Genomic DNA, 24,964 nt, shown 5'->3' with positions numbered 1-24,964 from the left:
GCAACAAGTCAATCGCAAGAGGCACGGCTTCGCACCTTTTACGTTTACGTCAATTCTATATCGACAGCCGCAGGGTGACGCAAGGGCGTTGTCGAAACGGAGCTTTATGCCGCACCCGCCAGGCGGCTCACGATTATGCGCGGCTTCTTAAGCTTGGTTAACGCCTTGTTTACCACGTTGGGCGAAATGTGCGCATGTCGGTCACCCGTGTTTATCCTGTAGAGAATTTTTCACGGTTTTCGAAGCGTGGGTGAAAACCCGGGAAGCCCGTCTTCCTCCGCAGCAAAACCGCTCGGCTCGCTTCGTTCCCGGCAGGCTAATGGGAGACCGGCCTCCGGCCGGCCATTCTGAACACGGGCGCATCGATGAACAGCAAGCGGTCCTATCTCGATACACTCAACGCCGGCAGGCAACGCCGGCCGCACGCCTCGCTCGAAGAACTGAACCGCTCGCTCGAAACGCTGGAGCAGCGGCTGGACCGCACGCGCGCCGACATGCCCGATCGCCCCGACCTGCGGCGGCCGCCGGTCGAGCCACGTTATCCAAGCACGCAGCCTTACGGCCAGCCGCGCTGGTACGAAGACACCTATGCCGCGCAAAGACCCCTGGACCGGCCGCCGCAAAACCCGGCGGCGCAGAATCCTGGCTCACAGAATCAGCGGCCGCAACCGCGTGCGCCACAAAATCCGGCGCCCGCCGCGCCCGCCTTCGACCAGGGCTATCAGGCGATCGCGCGTGACATCGACCGGGTGCGCGGCCAGGAAGACAGCGTCGCCATGGTCGGCAAGATCGCCGTCGAATTGCGCGGGCTGCGCGAGGAATTGCGCCACCAGATGACCGCCGGCCTGCAGCGCGAATTCGAAGCGTTTCGCCAGGACATCGACCGCGCTATGCAGCGCGGCGCCAACGGCCTGCCGGATAAGAGCAGCGCCGAGCTCGGCCTCGAATTCGAGCGACTTTCGGGCGCCATCCAGACACTGGCCGAAAAGAGCGACGACCGCAGCGTCAACCTGCTGCGGCTGGAACTGGAACAGGTGAAGGGCGCGCTGGACACGCTGGCACGCGAGGAAAGCGTGCAGAAGGTCGACCGTCGCTGGGACGATTTCGACCGCCGCTGGAGCGCCTTCGAAGACCGCGTCGACGCCGATCAGCGCAAGCGAGCGGAAGGCCCGAGTCTTTCGGTGCTGACCGACCGGCTCGAACAGATCAGCAGCGCCGTCAACAACCTGCCGGAATCGCTTTCGCTGCGCTCGCTGGAGGAAAAGGTGCGCACGCTTGCCGGCGCGGTCGACCGTTTCGCCGGCCAGCAGACCATGCGCGGCGGCGAGACGCTGGCCATGATCGACGAGCGGCTGGACGAGATTTCCCGCGCCATCGTCGCCTCGACGGTGGCCGCGCAGGCCAATGCCTTCGACCCCGAGACCTTCGGCCGGATCGAGAAGCGCATCGCCTCCCTGGCAGTGCAGATCGAAGAGGTCGCGCAGTCGCGGCCCGGCGCGGAAGTCATCGATCACCTCAATCTTCTCAGCAGCCGTGTGGACCAGTTGGCCGGCAGGGCGGACGTGCCCGAGCAGGCCATGGAGCGGCTCGGCAAGCAGATCGCCTTGATCACCGACAAGATGGACCGCGCGCAGGCAATGCCCGACGCCGATCATATCTTCCAAGGCCTGGAACAGCGCTTCGAGGCGCTGTCGATGCTAATCGAGCGCCGCCAGGGCGATGCGATGGAACAGGGCAATATCCTGTTTCGCGATCTCGAGCGTCGGCTGGACGAGGTCGCCGACAGGCTCGATCAGCGCATGCGCCAGGACGAGAGCGCCGGCATCATGGAGGTGATCGACGCCCGCTTCACCGCTTTGGCCAAGCGCATCGAGACACGCACGCCGGATCCCGCCAACGACATGGCGATCCGCGGGCTGGAGAGCCGGCTCGAGGATATTTCCAGCCGGCTGGAATCGTCCGCGCAGCAGGTCGCGGGCATCGATCCGGCGCTGATCCGCAGCCTGGAGGCGCAGGTCGCCGGCCTGTCGGCGCATCTTTCCAAGCCCGGCACGCCGCTGCCCGAATTCGAGGACATCAGCCCGCGCCTCAATGAGATCGAGAAGTCGCTGGCGGGCACGCGCGATTCCATCCTGACCGTGGCGCGCGAGGCGGCCGAGAGCGCCGTCAGATCGCTTGCCGACTCGACGTCCAGCACGGCCCAGAGCAACGCGACCGCCGTTGCCGGCCTCGCCCAGGACCTGAAGACGCTCGAAGCGCTCACCCGCCGCTCCGACGAGCGCAACTCGCGCACATTCGAGGCGATCCACGATACGCTGCTCAAGATCGTCGACAGGCTCGGCTCGCTCGAATCGGACGAGACCAGCGAAGCGGTCAGCGAACTGGTCGATCCGCAGCCGGCCGGCAAGCGCGGCGGCCGCGGCGGCAAGATCGCGGTGCAGGACGCGCCTTCGATGGACATCGACCAGCCGCTGCCGCTCACGGGAGACATGGCCGGTCTCGAAGGCCGCGCGGCGGCGATCATGCGCGACGAGCCAGACGCGCCGCGCACGCCGGCCGAGGCCGCGGCCGCAGCGGCCATGGCGGCGCTCGGACCGGATGCGATTGGCGACAAGAGCGAGGCGGCGGGCCGCAAGAGATCGATGTTCGGTGGCCTGGCGCGCGCCTTCAAAGGCAAGAAGGATGCGGATACAATGCCGCTGGCGGGTTCGGCGCGAGTTGCCGACGTGCCAAGCGTCGATATCGACGAGCCGCTCGACCCCAAGGCCGCCAACCGGCCGTTGGAGCCCGGTTCCGGCGCGCCGGACCTCAACGCCATCATGAAACGCGTGCGCGACGAGCGCGGCGGCCAGCCGGTCAGGCGCAACGAGGGCGATGCCGCGAAGTCCGATTTCATCGCCGCGGCCCGCCGCGCGGCCCAGGCCGCCGCCGCGGAAGCCGACACGCTGAAGCGGCAATCGACCATGACCGGCCCGGTGAAGGCGCTGAGGATAGGCGACCTGCTCAAGGCGCGGCGCAAGCCGATCCTGATGGCGGCCGCCGCGATCATGATGGCGCTGGCCGGCCTGCAGTTGGGCAAGGCCTTTTTGTCCGATCCCGTCGAAACGGCCAACAACCAGCCTGCGCCGATCGTCTCCACGCAGGCGGTCGACACGGCTTCGCTCAATGCCATCGCCAGCCCGCAAGCCGACACGCAAAAGGCCGGCGCGGAAACCGCACAGGACGAAAGCGGCCCGGCCCGGCCCGTCAGGCAGGCCGAGCCCGTCAAGGACGCGGAACCGGCCGCTTCCATCCCTTCAAGTCCCGAAAATGCCGCCGCCATGCCGGCCGGACCGGCGCCCGCGCCAGTGGCGCTTGCTGCGCCTGCCGAGCCGGTGCCGGCTCCCATGGCTTCGACAACGCCGCCCGAACCCGCAGCCGCAGCCGCAACCACCGCGACGGACACGGATGGCGACATGCAGCCGATGGCCAAGAACCCGATGACGGCCAGTCCGGCAGCCGAGGGCGCCGCCGCCAGCACTCCGACGGCAACCTCCGCCGACACGACAGGCGCCGTGCCGACGGCCGGGAACCAGGCCGCCGCGGCCAAATTCGATATTCCTTCCGAAATCGGTCCGGTGGCGCTGCACGACGCTGCCGCCGGCGGCGACGCCAAGGCGCTGTTCGAGATCGGCTCGCGCTATGCGGAATCGCGCGGCGTGAAGGAAGACATGAAGGCGGCCGCCAAATGGTATGAGCAGTCGGCCGAGCTCGGCTTCGCGCCGGCCGAATACCGCATCGGCAATTTCTACGAAAAAGGCATCGGCGTCGCGCGCGACATCAAGAAGGCCAAGACCTATTACCAGCTCGCCGCCGAACAGGGCAACGCCAGCGCCATGCACAATCTGGCGGTGCTGTTCGCCATGGCGGCGGACGGCGTGACCGACAATGAATCGGCGACGCACTGGTTCCAGGAAGCCGCCGACCTCGGCGTCAAGGACAGCCAGTTCAACCTCGGTATCCTGGCCGCCAAGGGCGTCGGCATGAAGCAGAACCTGGAAGAATCCTACAAGTGGTTCGCGCTCGTCGCCAAGACCGGCGACAAGGACGCCGCCGCCAAGCGCGACGAGATCGCCAATGCGCTCAGGCCCGAACAGCTCGAGCGGGCGCGCGCCGCCACGGAATTGTGGAAGGCCAAGCCGCTCAACGCGGCCGCCAACTCGGCCGACGTTCCGGAGTCCTGGCAGGACAGCGCGCCGCAGACGACCGCCGGGATCGATATGAAGAAGGCGGTGAAGAACATTCAGCTGATCCTCAACAAGAACGGCTACGATGCCGGCGGTGCCGACGGCGTGATGGGCGGCAAGACCAAAAACGCCATCATGGCCTTCCAGACCGACAACAAGATGAAGCCGACGGGCGAGATTGACGCGCCGCTCGTCAAGGCGCTCTTGGCGCACAAATAAGGGCGGACGCGTCGCATATGCGACGCCCTGCCACACATTTGCCTGTTAACTGATTGAGATGGTTTTTGTTTCGGCGCGGCGGCGGGGGTTGATCCCGCCGCCGCGCAGGCGCAAGAAAAAATTGGCTTTTCGGTGCTTTACTGTCCGGGGACGGCACTATACGCCGACAGACAAACTGATCGAGACAGACGGGTGGGCATCTATCTCCCGATCGCGGAAATTTCCGTCAACGTCTTCGTGCTGCTCGCGATGGGCGCCGCGGTGGGTTTCCTGTCGGGCATGTTCGGGGTCGGCGGCGGCTTCCTGATCACGCCGCTTCTGATCTTCTACAACATCCCGCCGGCAATCGCCGTCGCCACCGGCGCGAACCAGGTCATCGCCTCCTCTTTCTCCGGCGCGCTTTCGCATTTCAAGCGCGGCACGCTCGACTTCAAGCTGGGCGGCGTGCTTTTGGCCGGCGGCATCGTCGGCTCGACGGCCGGTATCTTCGTCTTTGCGCTGTTGCGCCGGCTCGGCCAGCTGGACCTGTTCATCTCGCTGCTCTACGTCGTGCTGCTCGGCACGGTCGGCGGGCTGATGCTGGTCGAAAGCGTCAACGCGCTGCGCGCCAGCCGCAGCGGCGCCGCACCCGTGCTCAAGAAATCCGGGCAGCACAACTGGATCCACCGGCTGCCGTTCAAGATGCGCTTCCGCGCCTCGAAGCTGTTCGTCAGCGTCATCCCGGTGCTCGGGCTCGGCGCCGGGATCGGCTTCCTGTCGTCGATCATGGGCGTCGGCGGCGGCTTCATCATGGTGCCGGCGCTGATCTACCTGCTCAAGGTGCCGACCAATGTCGTCATCGGCACCTCGTTGTTCCAGATCATCTTCACCTCGGCCTATACGACGCTGGTGCATGCCACGACCAACCAGACGGTCGACGTGATCCTGGCCTTCCTGCTGATGGCCGGAGGCGTCGCCGGCGCGCAATACGGCGCCAAGGCCGGCCAGCGGTTGCGCGGCGAGCAGCTGCGCGCGCTTTTGGCGATGCTGGTGCTGGCCGTCGCCATACGCCTTGCCGTCGATCTCTTCGTGACGCCGCCCAATCTCTATTCGCTTACCGCCGCGGGCCTTAACTGATGGCGGCACGACGAGCATTTGCAGCCGTCTCGTTGTCGATGCTCTTTGCCCTTTCCCCGGCGACGGCGCAGACGCCGCCCGCCGAAAGCATCCAGATCGGCCTGTCGACCGACGCCATTTCCATCACGGCGGGCTTCTCCGGCGCCGACCTCACAATCTTCGGATCGCTGGAAAATCCCGACCCCCTGGTCGCACGCCAAGGACGCTACGACGTGATCGTCGTGCTCGAAGGGCCGCCGAGGCCGGTCGTGGTCCGGCGCAAGGACCGCGTGCTCGGCGTCTGGATCAATCTGGACTCCGAGACATTCGAGAACGTGCCGGTCTCTTATTCCGTCGCGACGACGCGGCCGCTGCAGGACATCGCCGAGCCCGCCAAATACAAGCAGCTCTCGCTTGGCGCGCAGAACCTCTATATGAAACCCGCCGACGAGACCGACAGCCCGGCAACCATCGAGGAATTCACGGCGGCACTTCGCGACCGCAAGGCGGCGACCGGCCTCTACAGCGAGAATGTCGGCGGCGTGCAGTTCCTGTCGCAGAACCTGTTTCGCGCCACCGTGCGGCTGGCACCCAATGTTCCGGTCGGCACGCACAAGGCACGCGCCTTCCTGTTCAAGAGCGGCATGTTCGTCAAGGAAAGCTCGGCCCAGCTCGAAATCCGCAAATCCGGCTTCGAGCAATCGGTCTTCCGCGTCGCGCATGACTATTCCTTCCTCTATGGCGTGTTCGCCATATCGCTCGCCATGCTGACCGGCTGGCTGGGCCGGCTCATCTTCCGCAAGGATTGATGCCCGCGAGAACAATGGGAAGACCCCATTTTCCCGTGAAACAGGGTTTCCCTTTTGCTGGTTTTGCGATACATCGCCGCCTCCCAGCCCTAGGGACAGCACACACATCTCGATTTTCGGCAGAGCGGTTTGGCTTTCCAGACAACGGCGCGTCTCGCGTCGTTGACAACCCCTGCCCCAAGGCAACGACAGGAGGCTGCGATGCGATCGGCATTCGGCGGCATCGATTTCGGCACGTCCAATTCCACCGTTGGCGTGATCCGCGACGGCCGGGCGCGACTGGTGGCGCTGGAAGGCGAGCAACCCACCCTGCCGAGCGCCGTGTTCTTCAACTTCGAGGACGGCTACACCTATTTCGGTCGCCGTGCGATCAGCGACTATACCGACAGCATCGAAGGGCGTCTGATGCGCTCGCTGAAGAGCGTTCTCGGCAGCTCGCTCGCCAACGAAAAGACGCGCATCAAGGCGCGCCAGATCGGCTTCATCGACATCGTCGGCCTGTTCATCGATCATCTCAAGAAACGGCTGGAACAAGATGCCGGCGGTCCGGTCGACAACGTCGTGCTGGGCCGGCCCGTGCAGTTCGTCGACGACGACGCGGCCGCCGATGCGAAGGCACAGGGCGAATTGGAAAAGGCAGCGCGCGCGCAAGGCTTCAAGCACATCGCCTTTCAGTTCGAGCCGATCGCGGCGGCGCTCGATTACGAGCAGAAGGTTTCCCGCGAGGAGCTGGCGCTGATCGTCGACATGGGCGGCGGCACCTCCGATTTCTCGATCGTACGAGTCTCGCCGGAGCGCGCCCGCTCGACCGACCGCAAGGCCGACATATTAGCCAACCGGGGTATCCATATCGGCGGCACCGATTTCGACCGGCTGCTCAGCATCACCCATGTCATGCCCGAGCTCGGCTATCTGACGCGGACCAAGGACCACAAGCGCAACCTGCCCGCGGCCTACTTTATCGACCTTGCGACCTGGCAACGCATCAACCTCGTCTACACGGCCAAGGCCATGAACGACCTGCGACAGATCCGCTACGAAGCCGAGCGAGCCGACCTCGTCGACCGCTTCATCCATGTCGTCGAGCATCGCTACGGCCATGCAATGGCGGGCCTTGTCGAAACGGCGAAGATCGCGCTGACCGACCACTCTTCGGCGGAGGTGAGCGTGTCGCTGCCCGGCGCGCGCTTCGCGGCCGAGATCACGCGCGCCGGCCTCGAGGAGACGATCGGCGGCGACATCGAACGAGTGGCGGCGACGGTCCAACAGACGATCGCCGACGCTGGTGTTGCCGCCTCGGCCATCACCGCCGTGTTCCTCACCGGCGGTTCGACCGCCATCCCGCTGGCGAAACGGCAGATCCTGGCGCTGGTGCCGCAGGCCGCCGTCATCGAAGGCGACATGTTCGGCTCGGTGGGCCTTGGGCTGGCGCTCGACGCGCAGCGGAAATATGCGTGAGCGTTTTGCCGCACGGTAGCTGTGGGGGTTGTCCATCGGGTGGCGACGGCATGCAGGGAGGTTGGCCGAAACGCCCGTGACGTCGTCATCCACGGGCGGAGCAAGGAGCGAAGCGACGCGGCGCAGACCCGAGGATCCTGTGATATCCGAGCGCTGCTACGGTGCAGAATTCTGCTCCGCTGCATTCCACGTCGAAGGTCACGGAATGGATCCTCGGGTCTACGCTCCGCTTCGCGTCGCTCCGCCCGTGGATGACGACGTTCGGAGGCCTCGGACAATCGCGAACGTTCGCGATGATCAGCATCCCAAGAATATAGTCCGGGTGCCGCTTGGGCTCAGCCGGCCTTTCCACCAAGATGCGCCTTCAGCGCCATCTGCGCGAGGCTCGCCTGGCGGTCGCGGTGGGTGATCATGGCGAAGTCGCGCTTCGGCAATTCGACCGGCACGGCCCTGAGGCTGCCCTCTGCCAGGGAGCGCGCGACCACCAGTTCCGAAATGATCGTCGCCCCCGCGCCAGCCTCGACGGCCTGGCGCACCGCCTCGTTGCTGGGCAGGACAAGGAATATCTGCAGCTCCGCCGGCGGGACCCCCTGGCTGAGCGCGAAATCCTCCAGCGCCTCGCGGGTGCCAGACCCGCCTTCCCGGATGATCCAGCGCAATGCCCTGATGTCGAGGTTTCCCGCCCGCGTCGTCGGAATTTCAGGATGCCCGCGCGCCACCACCAGCATCGGGCGATCCTCGTCGACCGTGGCGCGGCGCAGGATGTCGGACTCGGTGCGGCCCTCGACCAGGCCGAAATCGGCGCGGCCGTCCAGCACATTGGTCTCGACCTGCCGGGTGTTGCCGATCGTCACGCTAAGCTTCACGGCAGGATAGGCCTCATGGAAGGCAGCCAGGCGGCGCGGCAGCCAATAGCTGGCGATGGTCTGGCTGGCCGCGATCGACAGGCTGCCGGCGACGGTCTGCGAGACATCCTCCAGCACGCCGCGGGCGGCCGCGGCGCGATCCAGGACCGCCTTCGCCTCCGGCAGGAAGCGATGGCCGGTCTGGGCCAGCTCGATGTTGCGGCCGACCCGGTTGAACAGGCGCACACCGTGCTGGCTTTCGAGCGCGCGGATGGCGGCCGACGCCGCCGACTGCGAGATGCCGAGCCGCTCGGCGGCCTTGGTCATATGGCCGTGCTCGGCGACGGCGACGAAGATGCGCAACTGATCGAGGGTCATGGGCTAACTAAGAAGCAAAATCGATTGGAATTACAAGAGCTGCTTGTTAGACGCATCAATGGCTTTGTTCTAAGTTTTTATCGGAAGTTGGAAAAAATTAGCTGCATTTCCGCCAAGGGTTGAAATGATCGAGCGCTTCAAATCCTTGTTCGCGCATTGGAACCGTCGTCTGAAGCGGCAGCTCGCCGGCGAGCGCTATCACCCCGAACTCCATTATATGCGCGGCCCGGGTCCCAAGACGAAGGCCAAGACGGCGAGCGGCAAGAGCGTTCGCGGAGCATGAATCCCGGCGCGCCGCGCGGCACCAATTCCGCCCCTTCGCAGCGGCCGCTGGCCGACAGCCGAGCGCCTGACGAGGGCGACGGCGTCGAGACATCGCCAAGCGTCTCCGACCGCATCGCCAAGACCACCTGCTACATGTGCGCCTGCCGCTGCGGCATCGACGTCCACATCAAGGACGGCAAGGTCCGCTACATCAACGGCAACAAGGACCATCCGGTCAACCGGGGCGTGATCTGCGGCAAGGGCAGCGCCGGCATCATGCAGCATTACAGTCCGGCGCGGCTGAAGAAGCCGTTGCTGCGCACAGGTCCGCGCGGCTCCGGCGAGTTCCGCGAGATCGAGTGGGACGAAGCGCTGACCATCGCCACCGAACGACTGTCGGCGATCCGCCGCACCGATCCGAGGAAGCTTGCCTTCTTCACCGGGCGCGACCAGTCGCAATCGCTGACCGGCTGGTGGGCGTCGAAGTTCGGCACGCCCAATTTCGCCGCGCATGGCGGTTTCTGCTCCGTCAACATGGCGGCCGGCGGGCTCTACACGATCGGCGGCTCGTTCTGGGAGTTCGGCGAGCCAGACTGGGACAACACGAAATACTTCATGCTGTTCGGCGTCGCCGAGGACCACGATTCCAACCCGATCAAGATCGGTCTCGGCAAGCTCAAGGCGCGCGGCGCCAAGGTGGTTTCGATCAACCCCTGCCGCACCGGCTACAACGCGATCGCCGACGACTGGATCGGCATCCGGCCGGGCACGGACGGTCTGTTCGTGCTGGCGCTTGTCCATGAATTGCTCAAGGCCGGCCGCGTCGATCTCGACTATCTGCTACGCTACACCAACGCGCCGGTGCTGGTCGTGCAGGAATCGGGGACCGCCGACGACGGGCTGTTCGTGCGAGACGGCGACGGCAATCCGCTGGCTTGGGACCGTGTGGCCAAGCAACCGATCGACGCAACCGACCCCGAAGCAAAGCCGGCGTTGACCGGCAGCTATGAGATCGGCGGACAGCGCTGCGTGCCTGTCTTCCAGCTCATCGCCGAACGCTATCTTGACGAGACCTATTCGCCGGACGCGGTAGCTGAGCGCTGCGGTGTCGACGCCGACACGATCAGGCGCATCGCGGCGGAGCTGGCGCATGTCGCCTTTGAGCAGGCGATCGAGCTGCCGGTCGCCTGGACCGACTGGGCGGGCCGCCGGCACGAGACGATCAGGGGCCGTCCTGTCTCGATGCATGCCATGCGCGGTATTTCGGCCCATTCCAACGGCTTTCACACCTGCCGCGCCATCCATCTGCTGCAGGTTCTGCTGGGCACTGTCGATGTTCCAGGCGGTTTCCGTTTCAAGCCGCCCTACCCGCGCCCGGCGCCGCCGGAGCCGAAGCCATGCGGAAAAAACGTTCGGCCGATGACGCCGCTGGACGGCATGCCGCTCGGCTTCGTCTGCAGCCCGGACGATCTTCTCGTCGACGATGACGGGCGGCCTACCCGCATCGACAAAGCCTATTCCTGGGAAGCGCCCCTGGCCGCGCACGGGCTTATGCACTCGGTCATCCGCAACGCCTGGGCCGGCGATCCTTATCCGATCGACACGCTGATGATGTACATGTCGAACATGGCGTGGAACTCGTCGATGAATACGGTCGAGGCCATTCGTATGCTGACCGACAAGGACGAGGCGGGCGCCTACAAGATCCCGTTCATCATCTATTCCGACGCCTATTATTCCGAAACGGTGGCTTTCGCCGACCTGGTGCTGCCCGACACCACCTATCTCGAGCGGCACGACTGCATCAGCCTGCTCGACCGGCCGATCAGCCATGCCGACGGTCCGGGCGACGCCATCCGCCATCCCGTGGTGCAGCCGGACCGCGACGTGCGGCCGTTCCAGTCCGTGCTGATAGAGCTCGGCGCGCGGCTTGGCCTGCCGGGCTTCGTCGACGAAGACGGCTCAGCCAAATACCGCGACTATGCCGACTACATCGTCAACCACGAGCGCACGCCCGGCATCGGCCCTTTAGCCGGCTGGCGCGGCGAGAATGGCGGCTCGATCGGCAGGGGCGCCGCCAACCCCAACCAGCTGCAGCGCTACATCGACAATGGCGGCTTCTGGCACCACGCTTTTTCCGACGACCAGCGCTATTACAAAATGGGCAACCGCGCCTATCTCGATTTCGCGGTCGAGATGGGTTTCATTTCCAAGGCCGAGCCTATCGTCTTCCAGCTCTACTCGGAGCCGATGCAGCGGTTCAGGCTTGCCGGGCGCGGCCATGGCAAGGTGCAGCCGCCGGACGCCGAGCGCGGCCGCATCGAGGCCTATATGGACCCGCTGCCCTTCTGGTACGCGCCCTTCGAGGAGGACACCGTCGACCTGCAAAAATATCCGCTGCATGCGCTGACGCAGCGGCCGATGCACATGTACCATTCCTGGGGCTCGCAGAATGCGTGGCTGCGGCAGATCACCAGCCAGAACCGGCTGTTTGTGCATACGCAGACCGCCACCGGTCTTGGCCTTTCCGACGACGACTGGGTGTGGATCGAAAGCGTCAACGGAAGGGTGAAGGGCCAGATCAAGCTGATCGACGGCGTGAACCCGGACACGGTGTGGACCTGGAACGCGATCGGCAAGCGGCGCGGCAGCTGGGGCCTGAAGGACGATGCGGCGGAGAGCAATCGCGGCTTCCTGCTCAACCATATCGTCGGCGACCAGACTGCGACGAACGCCAACGGCAAGCGCTATTCGAATTCGGATCCGGTCACCGGCCAGGCGGCGTGGTTCGACGTTCGCGTGCGGATCATCAAATGCGCGCCTGAGGAAGCCGGCTTCACAGAGCCGCAATTCGAGCGTTTCGCCCAGCCGCCGCATTTCGAGCCTTCGCCTGACGTGCTTCGCTTCGGCGCCGCGTTTCGCATGAAGAGGGAAGCCGCCGAATGACCTGTCTTCCCGCTCGAACCGAGAAAAAACTCGGCCTCGTCATCGACCTCGACACTTGCGTCGGCTGCCAAGCCTGCGTGACCGCCTGCAAGGAGTGGAACACCGGCGGCCACATGGCGCCGCTGACCGATATCGATCCCTATGGCGGACATGTCGACGGCGTCTGGTTCAACCGGGTGCATAGTTACGAGCATACGACGGAGCTGGGCGGCCGCACGGTGAATTTCCCGCGCTCCTGCCTGCATTGCGAGCAGCCGGCCTGCGTCACCGTCTGCCCGACCGGCGCCTCCTACAAACGCGCCTCGGACGGCATCGTGCTGGTCGACGAGGACAAGTGCATCGGCTGCAAATTGTGCAGCTGGGCCTGTCCTTATGGCGCGCGCGAGCTCGACACCGATGTCGGCGTGATGAAGAAATGCACGCTGTGCGTCGACCGCATCTACAACGACAATCTGGCCGAGGAAGACCGCGTGCCGGCCTGCGTGGCGGCCTGCCCGACCAGCGCCCGGCATTTCGGCGATCTCGGCGATCCGGCCTCGGCGATCTCGCAGCTTGTCGAGGAGCGTGGCGGCGTCGCGCTGATGCCGGAGCTCGGCTACCAGCCGACCAACAGATATCTGCCGCCGCGCGCCCGCAGCCAACGCGCGGCGAAGGTGGACGCGCCGGCGCTGGAGCCGATCCGGGCCGAGGGCGGCTTCCTCGGCTGGATCGACCGCATGCTTTCGAACTGACCATGCATCCCGCTTTCTCGGTCGTCTTCTTCACCACTGCCACAGGCGCCGGCTACGGCCTGCTGGCACTGCTCGGCCTGCTTGGCGGATTTGGCGTGATCCCGGCCGATTTCTGGCTTGGCCTTGTCGGCATGGGGCTGGCGCTCGGCCTGATCGCGGCCGGCCTGTTGTCCTCCGCCGGCCATCTCGGCCGTCCCGAGCGCGCCTGGCGGGCCTTCTCGCAATGGCGCAGTTCGTGGCTGTCGCGCGAAGGCGTGGCCTCGGTCGCGACCTTCATCCCGGCCGGCCTGTTCGGCATCGGCTGGGTGTTTCTCGGCAAGAGCAGCGGCGGGGTGGCGGCCGCCGGCCTGCTGACGGCGGCAGGCGCGGTCATGACAATCTGCACGACCGGCATGATCTATGCTTCGTTGAAGCCGATCGCGCAGTGGCACAGCCGCTATACTTTGCCGGCCTATCTCATCTTCGCGGCGATGACCGGAAGCGTTCTCGCCAACGCCTTGCTCCAGGGGTTCAAGCTGGGTTCAACGGCGATGCCGATCTGGGCTCTGCTTGCCACGCTCGCCGGCTGGGGCTGGAAGCTTGCGACCTGGCGCTACAATGACCGGCTGGAGATCCCGACCACCGCCAACACTGCGACCGGGCTCGCAGGTGGCACAGTGCGGTCGATCGAGTGGCCGCACACGGAAGAAAACTATCTGCTGAAGGAAATGGGATTCCGCATCGCGCGCAAGCATAGCGCCAAGCTGCGGCGGATCACGCAGGCGCTGGCCTTTGCCGTGCCCTCCATCCTGCTGGCTGCCGTGTTCTTCCTGCCATGGCCGTTGGGCGCGGTCGCATCCGTGCTTGCAGCCGTCGCCCAGCTTACCGGCATGCTGGTCGAGCGCTGGCTGTTCTTCGCCGAGGCGAAGCATACGGTCACCCTCTATTATGGCAGGGAGTAAGCTTCAGCCCGGCCTGAGCATCGAGCCGGAAATGGCGAAGATGCGCTCGGCACCGAGCATGTAAGCCATCAGCGTTTCCAGGCGGAACAGGCCGGCATAGGCGCGGTCGAGAACGTTGAGCGAGCCGGTATAGGCGCCGAAGGCCGGCATGATCATGCGGCCGCCGTCGCCGGCAAAGCAGCGCCGCCGGACCGAGCGGCCGCGCTGGACGATGCGCGCGCAAGGGTGGAGATGGCCGGCGATCTCGCCTTCGACCCGCAGCTTCGACGGCTCGTGGCGGAAGAGCAGCGAGCCGATGGCGAGTTCCCGCACGGTCTCGCCCGGCAGGTCGGCTGGCGCATCCGGGTCGTGGTTGCCGGCGACCCAGAACCAGTCGCGGCCGGCCATCATCGCCTCCAGCCTTTCGCGGAAACTCAGATGCATGCGCTCGGCACCGCCGCCGTCGTGGAAGGAATCACCCAGGCTGACGACGATCCGCGGCTGGTAGTCGGCGATCACCGCCTGAAGCCGCAGCAACGTTGCGCCGGTATCGTAGGGCGGGATCAGCGCGCCGCGCCTGGCGAAGGATGAGCCTTTTTCGAGATGCAGGTCGGAGACCGCGAGCAGCCGCAGATCGGGGAAATAGAGCACGCCGCGCCGGTCGCAGACCGCGCGCTCGCAGGCGATGCCGACAGGGTCGGCCTCGGCGATCAGCGTTGCGCGCGACAGCGAAAAATTCATCCCCTCCTAGACCTTCTTTCAATCCATCATTTCGGGCCCCATGGCCTCTTCGACGAGGGTGGCGGCATCCATCAGCAGCGTTTCGTCCGCCTCGCCATTCACCGGCATTTTGCCGATTTCGAGCATGATCGGCACGGCGAGCGGCGATATCTGTTCGAGATTCTTATGCATGATTCGACCGCGGATGCGCGAGAGCATCTCGGCAAGCCTGCTGACATCGAGCAACCCGGTCGCGGCATCCGTGCGGGTAGCCTGCAGCAGAATATGGTCGGGTTCATGGCTGCGCAGCACGTCATAGATCAGGTCTGTCGAGACGGTCACCTGGCGGCCGCTTTTCTCTTTGCCGGGATGGCGTTTTTCGATCAGTCCGGAAATAAGCGCGCAGTTGCGGAAGGTGCGCTTTAGCAGCCAGCTGTCGGCAAACCAGGCTTCGAGGTCATCGCCCAGCATGTCCTGATCGAACAGCGTGGCCAGCGACGGTTTTCTGTTCTTGAACATCCAGCCCATGTCGGCCAGCGACCAGATGGCCAGCGCATAATCGGTGGCGACGAAGCCGACCGGCTTGGCTCCCGCCCGATCCAGCCGGCGGGTGAGCAGCATGCCGAGTGTCTGATGCGCAAGCCTACCCTCAAACGGATAGGCCACGAGGTAGTAGCGGTTGCCGCGTGGAAAAGTCTCGATCAGCAGATCATCGCGTTTCGGCAAAACGGACTTGTCCGCCTGAAATCTTAACCAGTCGGCGACCTGCTCAGGCAGTTTCTTCCAGCGTTGCGGGTCATCGAGCATGGCCCGCACCTGCTCGGCGAGATAGGTCGAAAGCGGGAATTTGCCGCCGCCATAATAGGGCACCTTCGCGTCGCTGCCGGGCGCGTTCGAGACGAAGCACTCGTTTTCGCGAATGCCTTCGAAGCGCAGGATCTTGCCACCGAACATGAAGGTGTCGCCGTGGGTCAAAGTCTCCAGGAATGCTTCCTCGATCTTTCCCAGCACCCTGCCGCCGCGCGAGGCCGCCCCTCTGCTGCCGGTCTGGACGTAACGCACATTGAGCGCCGGCACTTCGATGATGGTGCCGACATTGAGCCTGTATTGCTGGGCGACACCCGGATTTGAAACCCGCCACAAGCCTTCCTTGGTCTGCCGGACGCGGGCATAGCGCTCGTAATTTTTCAGCGCGTACCCGCCGGTGGCGACGAAGTCGATGACCCGGTCGAATGTCGGCCTGTCCAGGCTGGCATAAGGCGCAGCCGTCCTTACTTCATCGAACAGCGTGTCGGCATGGAACGGCGCCCCGCAGGCGCAGCCCAGCACATGCTGGGCCAGCACGTCGAACCCGCCATTGACCAGCGGCGGCGTGTCCTGGGCGCCGAGATAATTGGCATCCAGCGCCGCCCGGCATTCCAGCACCTCGAAGCGGTTCGCCGGGATCAGGATCGCTTTCGATGGCTCGTCCATGCGGTGGTTGGCGCGACCGATGCGCTGCGCCAGGCGGCTCGCTCCTTTCGGCGCACCAACATGCACAACCAGATCCACATCGCCCCAGTCGATGCCGAGGTCCAGCGTCGAGGTGGCGACGATGGCGCGCAACGCATTTTCGCCCATGGCCTTCTCGACGCGGCGGCGCTGGGCGACATCCAGCGAGCCGTGATGGAGCGCGATCGGCAAAGTGTCTTCATTGACGCGCCATAGCTCCTGGAACAGCAGCTCGGCCTGGCTGCGGGTGTTGACGAACAGCAGCGTGGTCTTGTGCCGCTTGATCTCGCGGTAGATCTCAGGCGTGGCGTAGCGGGCGGAGTGACCGGCCCAGGGCACCCGCTCTTCCGAGTCGAGGATCGATATCTCGGGCTTCGCGCCGCCCGTGACGACGATGAGCTCGGACATGGCGCCTGGAGAAGCCTGGCTCACCAGCCAGCGGCGCAACTCGTCGGGCTCGGCCACGGTCGCCGACAGGCCTATGGTCTGCAACCCGGGAACAAAAGCGCGCAAGCGCGCCAGGCCGAGCGCCAGAAGATGGCCGCGCTTCGAGGTGACCAGCGAATGGAGCTCGTCGAGCACGACATAACGCAGATCCTCGAAGAAGCGCTTGGCGTCGTTCGAAGCGATCAGCAAAGCGAGCTGTTCTGGCGTGGTTAGCAATATGTCGGGCGGCGCCAGTTTCTGCCGCTGGCGCTTGTGCGAAGGCGTGTCGCCGGTGCGCGTCTCGATGGTGACAGGTAAGCCGATCTCCTCGACCGGCTTGCCGAGATTGCGCTCGATGTCGACGGCCAACGCCTTGAGCGGCGAGATATAGAGTGTGTGGATGCCGCGGCGGGCTTCGCCCGGCTTTCGCTTCGGACGGTTGGCCAGCTCGGTCAGCGACGGCAGGAAGCCGGCCAGCGTCTTGCCGGCGCCGGTCGGCGCGATCAGCAGCACCGACTGGCCGCTTTGAGCCTTCGCCAGCAGCTCGAGCTGATGGACGCGCGGCGACCAGCCCTTCTCGCCGAACCATCTGACGAATGGCTCAGGCAGCAGGATGGCGGCATTCTGCTCGGCAAGGCGCGGCTGCTCGGTCACGCGCAAGACGTAGCGCGGCGGCAAGCAATCGCCAAGGAAAATCGGAACAAAAGGGGATCAGCGCGATTCTTCCTTCCCCCCTTGTGGGGGAAGGTGGATCGGCGTGCTAGCGCCGAGACGGATGAGGGGTGCTGGAAGAAATGAGACCTGACTAGATAGAGGTGCTAAAGACGCTTAGCTCTTCAACGTAGCGATCCGTCCAGCACCCCTCATCCGTCTCGGCGCTGCGCGCCGATCCACCTTCTCCCACAAGGGTGGAGAAGGGAGGCTGGCGCTACGGCCTCCGAAACCCCGTCGGACCGCCATAGAGATAACCGATGCGGTCGACCGCCTCTTTAAGGCCTTCGCGCGAGACCAGCATGGTGTGGCCATTGGCGTGGATCATGTCTCTTTCGTCGGTCATGATCGCGACATGGCCTTTCCAGAAGACGAGATCGCCGCGCCGGAGACCTGAATAGTCCGGACCCGGCTCCAACGGCGTGCCGATCGACGCCGCCTGCATGTCGGCGTCGCGCAGGACATCCTTGCCCGTCATGCGCATTGCCAACTGCACGAGGCCGGAACAATCGATGCCGAAGCCCGAGACCCCGCCCCAGAGATAAGGCGTGCCGAGGAAGCTCTCGGCGACCGTGACGTAGTCCTCCGCCAGTTCCGCGATCGGCCGCAGATGGCCGACGATGACCGCCTGGCCGGAGGGCAGCAGCGCATAATTCGTGCCGCGCGTTTCGGCCGAGCCGGTTACCGTCACTGTCGATCCCATCGACAGCTGTCCGCTGACCGGAAAGCGGAGATCCGGTGCGGGATAGAGGAAGGTGCGCGGCACGGAAACGATATGCGTGGGCGCATGTTCGCGCGCGCCAAGCAGATTGTCGGCCACATAGCCGACATAACCGTCGCGCTCGGCCTGCACCCAGGCCCAACCCTCGGCATCCTCAAAGACCAGCACGTCGTCGCCGAACAGCGCCTGCGTGTTAACGCCGGCGTCGGGACGCGGCGCCTTGCGCAGGTCGGCGACCGACGCCGTGATCCGCGCCGGGCGGCCGTTGACGAAGCGGTCGGCGGCGACCTCGCCCTTCAGCCTCGCATCGGCAAGGTCGGAGCGGAAGGCATGAAGGCGGGCATCTCTGGCGGTCAAATCGATAATCCAGTCAAATCAGCAGTGAACTCAGATGGGGGCAATGAGGTCAGATGGGCAGTTCGTGCGCCCTGGCGACGATACCATCGCCGAAGCGCTCGACAAAGAGCGCGCCTTCCACCGTGCGCCGGATCAGCACGTTGCGCTTGTCGAGCTCGTCGCGGTGGCGCGAGACCAGCTTCAGCGCGCCCATCGTGTCCAGCGCCCGGGTGATGACAGGCTTGGTGACGTTGAGCTTGGCGGCCAGCCCGCGCACCGTATGGGGCGGCGGATCGAGATAGATGGTGAACAGGATAGCCGTCTGGCGCATGGTGAGATCGGGCTCGCCGTCGCGCACCTGGGCCAGCATCACCTGCTGCCACAGTCGCAAGGCCTGGCTCGGGCGCATCGAGATCGACATCGTCCAAGCATGCCGGCAAATTGTTTCGGTTCCGTTTCAGTGACGATCTGCCGCTTGGTCTTCCGGCTCAGGCAAATCGCTGCGTAATTATCCGCTCCAGCGCACGAATGCCTTGGGCTTCGCCGCCGGTCAGGCCGTAGGGTCGGTCGGCCGGGTTCCAGGCGAAGATGTCGAAATGTGCCCAGCTGTCGGTCTTCTCGACGAAGCGCTTGAGGAAAAGCGCGGCGGTGATCGATCCGGCAAAGCCGTCCGTCGTCACATTGTTGATGTCGGCGATCTTCGAGGAAAGCTTTGCATCGTAAGGTCGCCACAAAGGCATGCGCCACAGTGGATCCTCGACCGCCACCGACGCCGCGGCCAGGTCGGCGGCAAGCGTCTCGTCGTTGGTGTAGAAAGGCGGCAGATCGGGCCCCAGCGCGACGCGGGCGGCTCCGGTCAGCGTCGCCATGTCGACCAGCAAAGCGGGCTGCTCCTCGTCGGCCAGCGCCAGCGCGTCGGCCAGGATCAGCCTGCCTTCGGCGTCCGTGTTGCCGATCTCGACCGTGATGCCCTTGCGGCTCCTGAGCACGTCGCCGGGCCGGAAGGCATTGCCGGCGATCGAATTCTCGACGGCGGGGATCAGCACGCGCAGCCGGACATTCAGTCTCGCCGCCATGATCATAGCGGCGAGACCCAGCACGTTGGCGGCGCCGCCCATGTCCTTCTTCATCAGAAGCATGCCCGACGACGGCTTGATGTCGAGGCCGCCGGTATCGAAGCAGACGCCCTTGCCGACCAGCGTCACCTTCGGCGCGTCGCCCGGTCCCCAGCTCATGTCGATCAGCCGCGGCGCGCCAGTGGAGGCCCGGCCGACGGCGTGGATCATCGGGAAATTCCGCATCAGGAGATCGTCACCATGGATCACCGAGATATCGGCGCCGTGGGCGGTCGCCAGTTTTCGGGCGGCTTCTTCCAATTCGACCGGACCGAGGTCGCTGGTCGGCGTGTTGACGAGGTCGCGTGTCAGGAACACGCTGTCGGCGACACGGCTGACATGCGCCGCGTCGGTGCCCTCCGGAAGCGCGAAGCGCAAAGTCTTGCCGGGCTTCTTGCCGTAACGAGTAAAGACATAGCCGCCGAGGACAAGCGCGAGCGCCGCGAGATCGGGTTGCGCCGGGCGCGATGCGAAATGCCAGTCGCCCTCCGGCAACGCCCTTGCGAGCGCGCCGAGGGCAAGAACGCTTTCGCCATCGCCTGTCCCGAACAGCGCGCCGGCAAGCCCGCCACCCTCGCCCGGCAGGACCAGCGTGCGCCCTGCCTCGCCGGAAAAACCGTTGGCTCTTGCCCAGGCGACGGCGGAGGGCGGCAGCGCCGCGGCTTCAAGGGCGTCCTTCGCCACCAGATAGACAGGCAAGGCGGCTTCCGGCTTCTGCTCAATGAGTTCGACAGGCATGCGATGATCTCCGGCCGAACAGTTCGAGTCGGCGCTTCTTAACGGTCCGTTAGGGTTAACAGAATATTTCTGCCGGAGGGAAGACGGCCAGCCAATGGCCGCACAGGAATGGAGACCGGGCGCCGATGCCGACCGAAGCGTTGAACCTTACAGCCAAGCGTCTGATCACCACGGCTTTCATGGCGGCGCTGGCGGCCAGCGTGGCGGGTTGCGGCAGCACCAGCAAGTTCACCACGGGCTCCATCTCCCGCCCCGACAGCAGGCCGCTGGAAACGATGTCGTCCGGCGAATTGCGTACCGCCACGTCCAGGCTCGGCCAGTCCTATGCCCGCAATCCGGGCGACAAGCGCGTCGCGATGAATTTCGCGGCGGCGCTGCAGATGGACGGCGATGCCGACCAGTCTTTGGCGGTGATGCGCAAGCTGGCGATCGCCTATCCCAAGGATCGCGAGGTGCTTGCAGCCTATGGCAAGGCGCTTGCCGCCAACGGCCAGTTCGAACCGGCCCTCGATGCCGTGCGGCGCGCGCAGACGCCCGAATATCCGGACTGGAAGCTGGTGTCGGCGGAAGCCGCCATTCTCGACCAGATGGGACAGAAAGACGAAGCGCGGCAAGACTATCGCAAGGCGCTGGAACTGAAGCCGAACGAGCCTTCGGTGCTGTCCAATCTCGGCATGTCCTATGTGCTCGAAGGCGACCTGCGCACGGCAGAAACCTATATGCGCTCCGCCGCGCAGCAGCCCGGCGCCGACAGCAGAGTGCGGCAGAACCTCGCTCTGGTCGTCGGCCTGCAGGGCCGCTTCGACGAAGCCGAGAAGATCGCCTCGCAGGAACTGTCGCCCGAACAGGCGCAGGCCAACGTCGCCTATCTGCGCCAGATGCTTGCCCAGCAGAACGCCTGGAGCCAATTGAAGGATCAGGACAAGGCCAAGGCGAAGATCGCCACGAACTGACCGCGGACGGCATTGCCAAATCGACCACCGTTCAAAAAAAGCCGCGCGGATCCCGCGCGGCTTTTTGATTTGAAGCGAACGGCCCTAACTCTTTGTTTTTACGCAATTCCGGACGGAAAACCGCTCGACCCTTTTCCTGGAATTGCTTTACTGGCTCGAGGAGCTGTGCTGGTCGCCGAAGATGCCGCGCTGGCTGACCTGGATGCCGGCCGGTCCCAGAATGATGGCGAACAGAACCGGCAGGAAGAACAGGATCATCGGCACGGTAAGCTTCGGCGGAAGTGCCGCGGCCTTCTTCTCGGCGGCGTTCATGCGCATGTCGCGGCTTTCCGAGGCGAGCACGCGTAGCGCGTGCGCCACCGGCGTGCCGTAGCGCTCAGCCTGGACCAGGGCCTGGGATACCGACTTCACCGATTCCAGGCCAGTGCGGCTTGCCAGGTTCTCATAGGCGTTCTTGCGGTCCTGCAGATAGGACAGCTCCGCATTGGTGAGCACGAATTCCTCGGCAAGCGCCACCGACTGCGTGCCGATCTCGTCGGCTACCCTGCGCAGGGCCGCTTCCACCGACATGCCGGATTCCACGCAGATCAGCATCAGGTCGAGCGCGTCCGGCCACGCCAGCTGGATCGACTGCTTGCGCTTGGTCGCGCGGTTGTTGACGTAGAGGATCGGCGCATAGAAGCCGCCATAGGCGACAACGACACAGACGAACAGCTTGATGAAGGCCGGCTGCTGCGGCAGGCCGCCGAGCACGAACAGATAGATGGCCGCCAAGGCAAAACCGACGAATGGCAGGACCAGGCGGAAAAAGAGGAAGCGTGTCAGCGGGTTCTGGCCGCGGAAGCCCGCGACCTTGAGCTTCTGGATCGTGCTCTCGTCGGCAAGCGCGCGCCTGAGATCCAGGCGGTCGACGATGTTGCGCATGCCGATGGACTGTTCCTCGCGCAGGCCCTTGCGGCGGCGGTCGGCCTCGTTGGCCAGCCGCGCACGCTGCTCGGCGCGCATTTTGTCGCGTTCGAGCGCCACGCTTTTCATGCGCGACTTGAGCGACGTGCCGCCGAACGCCGGCAGGAGCGTGAAGACGGTCGCGAACACGGCGATGCCGACCAGCATCGCGATCAGGAAAGAAGGGTCGGTGAGTGTTTTGACGACCTGCTCTGTCACCGGATCCGCGCCCCTACACTTCGAAGTTCATCATCTTGCGCATCACCAGGATGCCGATCGACATCCACACACCCGAGCAGCCGAGGATCAGGTTGCCGACGTTGGTGGTGAACAGCGGCATGATGTAGTTCGGGCTCGACAGATAGACGAGGAAGGCGACGACGAACGGCAAGGCGCCGATGATGACGGCCGATGCCTTGGCTTCCATCGACAGCGCCTGGACCTTGGCCTTCATCTTCTTGCGGTCGCGCAGGACGCGCGAAAGGTTGCCCAGCGCCTCGGACAGGTTGCCGCCGGCCTGCGACTGAATCTGGATGACGATGCCGAAGAAGCCGGCTTCGCTGCACGGCATCGTCTCGGGCATGCGCATGGCGGCGTCGGGCACCGACATGCCCATCTGCTGGGAATCGACGATGCGGCGGAATTCGGACCGGACCGGTTCGGGCGATTCGTTGGCGATCAGGCGGATCGCATCATTGAGCGGCAGGCCGGACTTGACCGCGCGCACGATGATGTCGAGCGCGTTCGGAAATTCTTCCAGGAAGGCCTTGGTGCGACGTGTGCGGCGAAACGACACGAACCAGCGCGGCAGGCCGAGGCCGCCCACCAGCAGGGCACCGGGCAGCGCCCATAGGGGCGCGCCGAGGAAAAAGAGAACGGCCGTCAGGATGATCCCGCAAACAGCGGAATAGATATAGAAACGCTCGATCGGAACCTGCATGCCGGCTTGGCGGATCTGAACCTTCAGCGGCGGTTTCTTGACGTTGCGATCATTGGTCTTCTGCTTCTCGTCGAGCTGCTTCAGCGTGTCCTGAACGTTTTTTCGCCGCTTGACCGCTTCCGCGGCGCGGTCGCGCGTCGCTTTCACCACCGACCGGTCCGTTTCGGCTGTCTTGATGGTCTGAAGCCGCTTGCCGGCCTGCTTCTCGTTGTCGATGCGCGTGAACAGGAAAGCATAGGCCACCGCGCCGGCGCTGAAGCCGGCAAGCACGATGAAAGCCAGTACGGTGGTGTCAATTCCGAACATCGACCGGGGTCCCTAGGACATTTCGCCGTTCCAAGGAAACGGCGAACCGCCCTGTCTCTTTGTCTTGACGCAATTGCGGACGGAAAGTTACGGCGAAGTCGCCGAACCCGACCGCATCACACTTTTCCTGGAATTGCTTCCAACCTCCAGATGCATCAGTCAGCGCGTTTCTCCATCGCCTCGAGCGCATTGGCGAGGCGCTGCTCCTCGCCATAATAGCGGGCGCGGTCCCAGAATTGCGGACGGCCGATGCCTGTCGACACATGCTCGCCGACCAGCCGGCCGCCGGCGTCTTCACCCTTGATGTTGTAGAGCACAAGATCCTGGGTGATGATGACATCGCCTTCCATGCCGACCACCTCGGTGATGTGGGTGATGCGGCGTGAGCCATCGCGCAGGCGAGCCGCCTGGATGATCACGTCGATCGAGCCGACGACGATCTCGCGCACCGTCCGCTGCGGCAGAGAATAGCCGCCCATGGCGATCATCGATTCGATACGATTGAGGCATTCGCGCGGGCTGTTCGAGTGGATCGTGCCCATCGAGCCGTCGTGACCGGTATTCATCGCCTGAAGAAGGTCGAACACCTCCGGTCCGCGCACTTCGCCGACGATGATCCGCTCCGGCCGCATGCGCAGGCAGTTCTTGACCAGGTCGCGCATGGTCACCTCGCCTTCGCCCTCCAGATTGGGCGGCCGGGTTTCGAGACGGACCACATGCGGCTGCTGCAGCTGTAGTTCCGCCGAATCCTCGCAGGTGATGACGCGCTCCTCGCGGTCGATATAGTTGGTCAGACAGTTGAGCAGCGTCGTCTTGCCGGAGCCCGTGCCGCCCGAGATGACGACGTTGCAGCGGACGCGGCCTATGATCTTGAGGATTTCCGCGCCTTGCGGCGAGATGGCGCCGAACTTGACCAGCTGGTCCAGCGTCAGCTTGTCCTTCTTGAACTTGCGGATGGTGAGCGCGGTGCCGTCGATCGACAGCGGCGGCGCGATGACGTTGACGCGCGAGCCGTCGGGCAGGCGCGCGTCGCAGATCGGGCTCGATTCGTCGACGCGGCGGCCGACCTGGCTGACGATGCGCTGGCAGATGTTGAGCAGCTGCTGGTTATCGCGGAAACGGACGCCGGTCTGTTCGACCTTGCCATTGACTTCGATGTAGACGTTCTTGGAGCCGTTGACCATGATGTCGGCTATGTCGTCGCGGGCAAGCAACGGCTCCAGCGGTCCATAACCCAGAACGTCGTTGCAGATGTCCTCGAGCAGTTCTTCCTGCTCGGAGATCGACATCGCGAAATTCTTGATCGCGATGATGTCGTTGACGATGTCGCGGATTTCCTCGCGCGCGCTTTCGGGATCGAGCTTGGCGAGCTGCGACAGGTCGATCGTGTCGATGAGCGCCGAAAACACCTGGCTCTTGGTGTCGTAATAGGTCTCGGAGCGCTCGCGCTGAACCCTTCTTGGCGGCTCCGGCGCCATGGGCGGCGCCTCGACGGGCCGGCGCGCCGGCGGCGTGGCCGGCGTGCCGGACGGCGGCGCGGCCGGTCGTTCGGCCGTCATCGTCCCGGTTGGAGCGGCGGCGGGAGCGGATGCCGGCGGACGGAATTCGGGCGTTGCCCGGCTGCCGTCGTCTTTGCCTCTTTTACCAAACATGATCGACTACCCGATGCCG

At 64.9% G+C, this 24,964-nt stretch carries 18 protein-coding genes; 9 read left to right on the top strand and 9 right to left on the bottom strand.

Translation table 11 applies throughout. The annotated features are described in order from the left end of the window. The first annotated feature begins 365 nt into the window (after positions 1-365). The 4 genes from FJW05_RS06885 to FJW05_RS06870 all read left to right on the top strand — a co-directional run bounded on the left by FJW05_RS06885 (position 366) and on the right by FJW05_RS06870 (position 7,807). Positions 366-4,445, top strand: a complete 4,080-nt coding sequence (locus tag FJW05_RS06885) for an SEL1-like repeat protein (protein ID WP_140629513.1) — start codon at positions 366-368, stop codon at positions 4,443-4,445. 192 nt (positions 4,446-4,637) lie between these two features. Next, complete coding sequence (locus FJW05_RS06880; protein ID WP_140629510.1) at positions 4,638-5,561, top strand: sulfite exporter TauE/SafE family protein; 924 nt, start codon at positions 4,638-4,640, stop codon at positions 5,559-5,561. Then, complete coding sequence (locus FJW05_RS06875) at positions 5,561-6,349, top strand: TIGR02186 family protein (protein ID WP_140542036.1); 789 nt, start codon at positions 5,561-5,563, stop codon at positions 6,347-6,349. The genes FJW05_RS06880 and FJW05_RS06875 overlap by 1 nt, the downstream gene beginning before the upstream one ends. Before the next feature lie 201 nt (positions 6,350-6,550). Continuing rightward, positions 6,551-7,807, top strand: coding sequence for an Hsp70 family protein (locus FJW05_RS06870; RefSeq protein ID WP_140629508.1), 1,257 nt, complete (start codon positions 6,551-6,553; stop codon positions 7,805-7,807). Between the two features lie 335 nt (positions 7,808-8,142). Here FJW05_RS06870 and FJW05_RS06865 read toward each other — a convergent pair whose 3' ends face one another. After that, positions 8,143-9,030, bottom strand: a complete 888-nt coding sequence (locus tag FJW05_RS06865; RefSeq protein WP_140629506.1) for a LysR family transcriptional regulator — start codon at positions 9,028-9,030, stop codon at positions 8,143-8,145. Positions 9,031-9,154: 124 nt separating this feature from the next. Here FJW05_RS06865 and FJW05_RS27350 point away from each other — a divergent pair, with 124 nt between their 5' ends. The 4 genes from FJW05_RS27350 to FJW05_RS06850 are packed head-to-tail and all read left to right on the top strand — an operon-like array spanning position 9,155 to position 13,912. Further along, positions 9,155-9,313 (top strand): hypothetical protein, encoded by a 159-nt coding sequence (locus FJW05_RS27350; protein WP_181164860.1) that lies wholly within the window; start codon positions 9,155-9,157, stop codon positions 9,311-9,313. Next, the gene (locus FJW05_RS06860) at positions 9,310-12,240 is read left to right on the top strand and encodes a molybdopterin oxidoreductase family protein (protein ID WP_140629503.1); all 2,931 of its coding nucleotides are present in this window, start codon (positions 9,310-9,312) and stop codon (positions 12,238-12,240) included. The genes FJW05_RS27350 and FJW05_RS06860 overlap by 4 nt, the downstream gene beginning before the upstream one ends. Continuing rightward, a complete protein-coding gene (locus FJW05_RS06855) occupies positions 12,237-12,971 on the top strand; it encodes a 4Fe-4S dicluster domain-containing protein (protein ID WP_140629501.1) in 735 nt (244 codons plus the stop codon). The genes FJW05_RS06860 and FJW05_RS06855 overlap by 4 nt, the downstream gene beginning before the upstream one ends. Positions 12,972-12,973: 2 nt before the next feature. Further along, the gene (locus FJW05_RS06850; protein WP_140629498.1) at positions 12,974-13,912 is read left to right on the top strand and encodes a DmsC/YnfH family molybdoenzyme membrane anchor subunit; all 939 of its coding nucleotides are present in this window, start codon (positions 12,974-12,976) and stop codon (positions 13,910-13,912) included. 3 nt (positions 13,913-13,915) lie between these two features. Here FJW05_RS06850 and pdeM read toward each other — a convergent pair whose 3' ends face one another. From pdeM to FJW05_RS06825, 5 genes are all read right to left on the bottom strand, one after another. Next, entirely contained in the window at positions 13,916-14,632 is a 717-nt protein-coding gene (gene pdeM / locus FJW05_RS06845) for a ligase-associated DNA damage response endonuclease PdeM (RefSeq protein ID WP_140629495.1), read from the bottom strand. 18 nt (positions 14,633-14,650) lie between these two features. Continuing rightward, a complete protein-coding gene (locus FJW05_RS06840; RefSeq protein ID WP_140629766.1) occupies positions 14,651-17,182 on the bottom strand; it encodes a ligase-associated DNA damage response DEXH box helicase in 2,532 nt (843 codons plus the stop codon). A 274-nt stretch (positions 17,183-17,456) separates the two neighbouring features. Beyond that, positions 17,457-18,317, bottom strand: coding sequence for an NlpC/P60 family protein (locus FJW05_RS06835; RefSeq protein ID WP_140629493.1), 861 nt, complete (start codon positions 18,315-18,317; stop codon positions 17,457-17,459). 49 nt (positions 18,318-18,366) lie between these two features. Next, a complete protein-coding gene (locus FJW05_RS06830) occupies positions 18,367-18,717 on the bottom strand; it encodes a MarR family winged helix-turn-helix transcriptional regulator (protein WP_040985896.1) in 351 nt (116 codons plus the stop codon). A gap of 67 nt (positions 18,718-18,784) precedes the next feature. Beyond that, complete coding sequence (locus FJW05_RS06825; RefSeq protein WP_140629490.1) at positions 18,785-20,149, bottom strand: leucyl aminopeptidase family protein; 1,365 nt, start codon at positions 20,147-20,149, stop codon at positions 18,785-18,787. A gap of 125 nt (positions 20,150-20,274) precedes the next feature. Here FJW05_RS06825 and FJW05_RS06820 point away from each other — a divergent pair, with 125 nt between their 5' ends. Beyond that, complete coding sequence (locus tag FJW05_RS06820) at positions 20,275-21,102, top strand: tetratricopeptide repeat protein (protein ID WP_140629488.1); 828 nt, start codon at positions 20,275-20,277, stop codon at positions 21,100-21,102. Between the two features lie 147 nt (positions 21,103-21,249). Here the strand turns inward: FJW05_RS06820 and FJW05_RS06815 are convergent, their stop codons facing one another. The 3 genes from FJW05_RS06815 to FJW05_RS06805 form a co-directional block, all read right to left on the bottom strand. Next, the gene (locus tag FJW05_RS06815; protein ID WP_140542027.1) at positions 21,250-22,266 is read right to left on the bottom strand and encodes a type II secretion system F family protein; all 1,017 of its coding nucleotides are present in this window, start codon (positions 22,264-22,266) and stop codon (positions 21,250-21,252) included. A gap of 13 nt (positions 22,267-22,279) precedes the next feature. Then, a complete protein-coding gene (locus tag FJW05_RS06810; RefSeq protein WP_140542026.1) occupies positions 22,280-23,293 on the bottom strand; it encodes a type II secretion system F family protein in 1,014 nt (337 codons plus the stop codon). 155 nt (positions 23,294-23,448) lie between these two features. Beyond that, positions 23,449-24,945, bottom strand: a complete 1,497-nt coding sequence (locus FJW05_RS06805) for a CpaF family protein (protein ID WP_140629486.1) — start codon at positions 24,943-24,945, stop codon at positions 23,449-23,451. Between the last annotated feature and the right edge of the window lie 19 nt (positions 24,946-24,964).

Source organism: Mesorhizobium sp. B2-9-1 (assembly GCF_006439455.1).
GTDB lineage: Bacteria > Pseudomonadota > Alphaproteobacteria > Rhizobiales > Rhizobiaceae > Mesorhizobium.
Note: the sequence above shows the minus strand (reverse complement) of the source record. Positions and strands in the feature narration are given on the sequence as shown.